Raw genomic sequence first — 5,009 nt, 5'->3', positions numbered from 1 at the left:
AGTGCCAGCAACAAACCGGCGGCTATCTGCCTGCTCAGTTTTCTTAGTTTGCTTTGATTCATAGATACTAGTTTTTTGTTTTGTAAATATTAATATGTATACATTGTAAAAAAAACAGAGAAGGAGGCGTGCCTTCTATCTTAATTCTTCCGGCACGCCTTGAAGAAACCGTATCAATAACCAACTATTGATATGGCTCTTATTTATACTTTCAACTAATTAGAGGTCGGGTTCTGTGTTAGCTTGCTTCCTTCCGGATAGGCATTGATGGCATTTTGGGGAATGAAATAAACCGTCCGATAATCTTTCGGTTGGATTTCTTCCAGCGCATTGTGCGGTCCCGGATAATGACGTGTCAACGAATGACCGTTTCGGTAAACATCGTAGCTACGCTCGGCTTGAAAGGCCAATTCGAGCGTACGTTCTTTCTCTATACGTGCTTCGGCATTTTCGGCAGTCAGTACATCGTAACCTTTCCCGGGCAATGAACGCTCACGTACAATGTTGAGCGCAGCTAACGCCGTTGCGTAATCGCCGAGCTTAGCCGCTGCTTCAGCTTTGTTCAGATACATTTCAGCCAAACGGGTAATAACCGGAGAATGCAAGTGAGAGTCTTCCCCTTCGCGCGAACATTTAACAATATAAAACATAGGATATACGCGATTGACTTTCATTTCCGGATCAATCACCCCGGTATATGTATTCCCGTCTTTGTATTGAATCGACCAAATCCCCTGCTCTCGATCAACAGGTGTAAGTGTATAATTTTCGGCATTTTCGACACAGGTAAGTGTTGAATTATCGGCACTGTTTTTTATTTCAGCCTGCACATAATTGTAGTTCGTATGTACTCCCTGAGTGTTATATACCTTTTTGATAAAGCGGAACACCTTTTTTCCGTCCTTTACATACTGCGGTTCGATAAAGGCGGCACGTGCATCAACGATTTTTCCGTTTGCCCAGTCGTTACGCCCGGTTTCGTCGAGCAATGCGATATATTTCGCACTGGCATACATTTCGCCCCATCCCATACCGCCAATATTGGCATACATTCCTCCTATCCCGTAATAGTGATCCCAGCCCGAAAATTCAGAAGCGACACGCTTAATGGCAAAAATAGTCTCTTTATTCTGTTCGGGTATAAAAGTGTTATACTTCATAAAATCAGCACGATCCAGCATTTTATACACGCCCGATTGAATCACCTTATCGGCATACTCAATGGCAAGTTTTGCATATTCGGCATTAGGATGGTCAAATGTACCACTCATGTAAAGATAAATACGGGAGAGCAAAGCCCATGCCGCTTCTCTCGATCCATAGACAGCACCGTTATTTTTCGTCATCAGTGTAGCCGCTTTGTTCAAATCCGAAATTGCCTGTTCATACGTCTTTTGCACACTGGAACGATCCGGAAGAGGGCCTAATATATCTTCCGGCGTACCGTTTACGACAGGTACTCCCAGATTCGTTTCCGGATTCTGATAGTACGGTCTACCGTATGCACGGCAAAGATAGAAATAGAGAAAACCACGGATGAAGTAACATTCTCCGAGTTTGTTATCAATATCTTTGTTGATTCCCTCCTCAACAAGCTTAAGAATGTTGGAGGTCTGTGCTATAGCCTTATAACTATTATCCCAAAACGACTGTAGTCGGTAGTTATTGGGTGTGCGCGAATAAGAAATGAATTCGTAAAATGCGTCGGTAGATGTTCCGCGTATCATAATGTTGTCTCCTGCATATTCTCCACAGCGGTGCATCACATCCGACCATTTTTTCAACTGTGCATAGGCTCCGTTGAGTAATGCATCAAGCGAGGCTTCCGGATCTTTTTTTACCTCATCTGCGGACAAATCAGTATGCGGGAATCGCTCGATATCGCATCCGGTAAATGTCCAGAAGATTGCCATGATTAGCATTGATATTATCTTTTTCATTGTGATTAAGTTTTTATTGATCTTGATATTCCTGTTCATAAGGTAAAATTCACACCGAATATGAATTTACGTATATTCGGATATGGATTGATGGTAATATTTTTGATCCCATCATCATTGACCGGAGTCTCCGGATCAACCCCCGAATAACCGGTGAGTGTAAAAACATTCTCGGCTGAAATGAACAAACGCAATGCCGAGATCTGCCGTCGAGGCAGGTTCAATGTATACCCAAGGGTGAGGCTACGCAGTTTCAAATAGTCTCCTTTCTCAATAAAGCGTGATGATACTTTATTCGAATTGGAAGGATTATTGTAAGCTGGCAATGGATGAGTCGCCACATCTCCTGCTTTTTGCCAACGGCTCCAGCCTTTGTAAAGTTTTATTTGATTCCTGTCCGTGTAAGCTCCGTCCGAATCATATTCCGAACGCGAATAATGGTAGATTTTACCGCCGACTGAATAACCAAACACAGCATCGAAATCAAAATTCTTCCACCTCATCTGTGTGGAAAATCCACCGAAGAAGTCGGGCGAGAAACGTCCTAAGATCACTTCGTCTGCCTTTGCATAAGATTCGGTAATAATACGTTCGTCTGTTTTCTTGTCGGTCGTATACCACTGAGGTTTCCCATTTTCCGGATTCACACCAGCCCATTCACGACCGTAATATGTATCCACATCATAGCCAGGTTTAAGTATTCCGTTGATGCTACCGGCTATTCCTCCCAAAGAGGTGTTGATAAGAACAGGAGGTTCTCCAGTCGTTGGATTAGGCGATCCATAAAGTTTTTCAATTTTATTACGGTTAATTCCTATATTAAAATCAGCACTCCACTGCCAATCTTTTGTCTTGATTATATCGGCACCAATCGAAAGGTCTAAGCCTTTATTTCTCATCTCACCGATATTCTGCCATATACTGGTAACTCCGGTCAATCCGGAAACGGGTCGGCTAAATAAGACATTATCCGTATACTTGTGATAAAGATCCAATGACATACGCAACCGGTCGAACACAGCCAGATCAAGGCCGATATCGAGCGTATACGTTTTCTCCCACGTCAGATTTTTGTTCCCGATTTGATAGATCAAGGCTCCCGGCGTTTCATTATAAGTAGAATTAGCGGCATATAAATCATATTGTGGATAGAGCGATGTCGGATCGTTTCCTGTCGTTCCGTACGAAGCACGTAACTTAAGTTGATTCAACCAACTGTAGTCCATGAAAGCTTCGCGCTCGATATTCCAGCCTCCGCTGATGGAGAAAAAGTTTCCGTATTTCTGATTGTCTCCGAAGTTAGAGGCTCCATCGCGACGGAACGATACTTGAGCGAGATATTTGTTGTCATACGCATAGTGCATGTTAAACAGGAAAGATTGTTTGGCTTTTTCCAAAATATATCCGGCCGCTTTCTCCGGTTTAGCTGTGACATTAAGCACCTCCAGTCCGGGTACGAATCCGGTACCATCCGCCTCAATTGTTTTAAAACGATAGTCGTTGTATTCATACGCTACCAACCCGTTGATAGCATGTCTGTCAAAGCTCCGGTTAAAACGTAAAATCTGATTGGTATATCTACGTTCCGTCTTTTGTGTTTCTTCGGTCAAACGCCCTTTTACCCCCGAGCCGGCATATGAGCGGGGGTCAGTCAGATAGGTATCCTCATATTGAGTATAGGAATAATTATTGACCGAAGCAAAGGTCAACCAATCCGTGATACGAATATCAAAATCCAGATTTCCCATAAACGTATAGGTCACTGACGTTCCTTTGTCCCATTGAAGATCATACAGATAGTTTGTTGCCGTGCTGTTTACCCAAGTCTTCGATCGGGGAGGTGTCGGTTTTCCGTCTTCCAAGTAAGGACTATCCCAAGGCAAATAAGAGTACATGGCTGAAATCGAACGCTCCCGATTCTCGATATCCCTCTTCGACCCTGAAATCAGAGGCTTAACAGTAAGCCATTTCACAGGTTTCAATTCTGTACGTAAACGGAAAGAATATTTTTTATAATCGTATCCGACTACCGCGCCTTCCTCGTCATAATACCCGAATGAGCAGTAAGAGCGCAATTTTTCGGTTCCTCCCGATACAGAAGCATTATATTCCTGTACTATTCCGGTCTGTGTCGCGATATCCCACCAATTGTAATCACTCTTGCGCAAGTCTTCGTTCCAGCGGGGAAATGAGATCATCTCCTGGTTGGAAAACGACTTATAATAGTCGTATAGTTCCGCGCCATTCATTACTTCCAACTTACCGTTGTCTAATTTACTCAAACCGAGCTTGGCCGACACATCGATAGTCAGCTTGTCAGCCGATCCCTTTTTCGTCGTAACGACAATCACTCCATTGGCACCTTGCGAGCCGAAGAGAGCAGTGGAAGCGGCATCTTTCAATACGGTCATCGTTTCGATATCGCTGGGATTAAGGGCGGTACCCGGGCCTGTGCCGACGATCACCCCATCAATCACCCAAAGAGGCTGTGTCTCTCCGTTGATCGATGCTTTGCCACGAATGACAACACGTCCGGCCGATCCGGGACGACCGTCACCCGGTGCTACAAACACCCCCGGGACTTTACCATTCAGCATGTTCTGTACCGAAGGCGTCGTGATATTCGTCAGTTTCTCATTGCGGAGCGTTTGTAAAGCACCCGTAAGGCTTTCTTTCTTCTGCACACCGTAGCCCACTACTACGATTTCTTCAAGCGCTTGCGTATCTTCCTTCAGGATTATCTGCATGGGCGTGCGCGTGGAAAGCTGCTCAATTGTCAAGTAGCCGATATACGAGATTACCAACATGCTTCCTTCCTTTGCTTCAAGCGAGAAGTTCCCGTCTACATCGGTAATCGTACCTACCGTCGTTCCCTTCACCGTGACATTGGCACCAATTACAGGCTCGCCAGTCATTGCGTCAACTACGGTACCAGTAACTTTACCAGCCTGCTGAGCCGTCTGGTTAATCGGCATAGATTTGGCTGTATGAGCTTTGTACACCATAATTCGTTGGTTGTTTACGGTGAAAGCCGCGCCCTGTTTTTTCAGGGCATCGGTCAAAATCGTT

At 44.6% G+C, this 5,009-nt stretch carries 2 protein-coding genes; both read right to left on the bottom strand.

Going from position 1 to position 5,009, the window contains the following annotated elements:
- Window positions 1-215: 215 nt before the first annotated feature.
- Window positions 216-1,940 carry a RagB/SusD family nutrient uptake outer membrane protein gene (locus EII41_RS13210; RefSeq protein WP_124790961.1) on the bottom strand — a complete coding sequence of 575 codons (1,725 nt, stop codon included), beginning with the start codon at window positions 1,938-1,940 and terminating at the stop codon, window positions 216-218.
- A 35-nt stretch (window positions 1,941-1,975) separates the two neighbouring features.
- The coding region (locus EII41_RS13205) for a SusC/RagA family TonB-linked outer membrane protein (RefSeq protein ID WP_411292608.1) at window positions 1,976-5,009 on the bottom strand (3,034 nt) is incomplete at its 5' end.

Origin of the sequence: Tannerella forsythia (genome assembly GCF_003860135.1) — a bacterium.
GTDB classification, from domain to species: Bacteria; Bacteroidota; Bacteroidia; order Bacteroidales; family Tannerellaceae; genus Tannerella; species Tannerella forsythia_A.
Note: the sequence above shows the minus strand (reverse complement) of the source record. Positions and strands in the feature narration are given on the sequence as shown.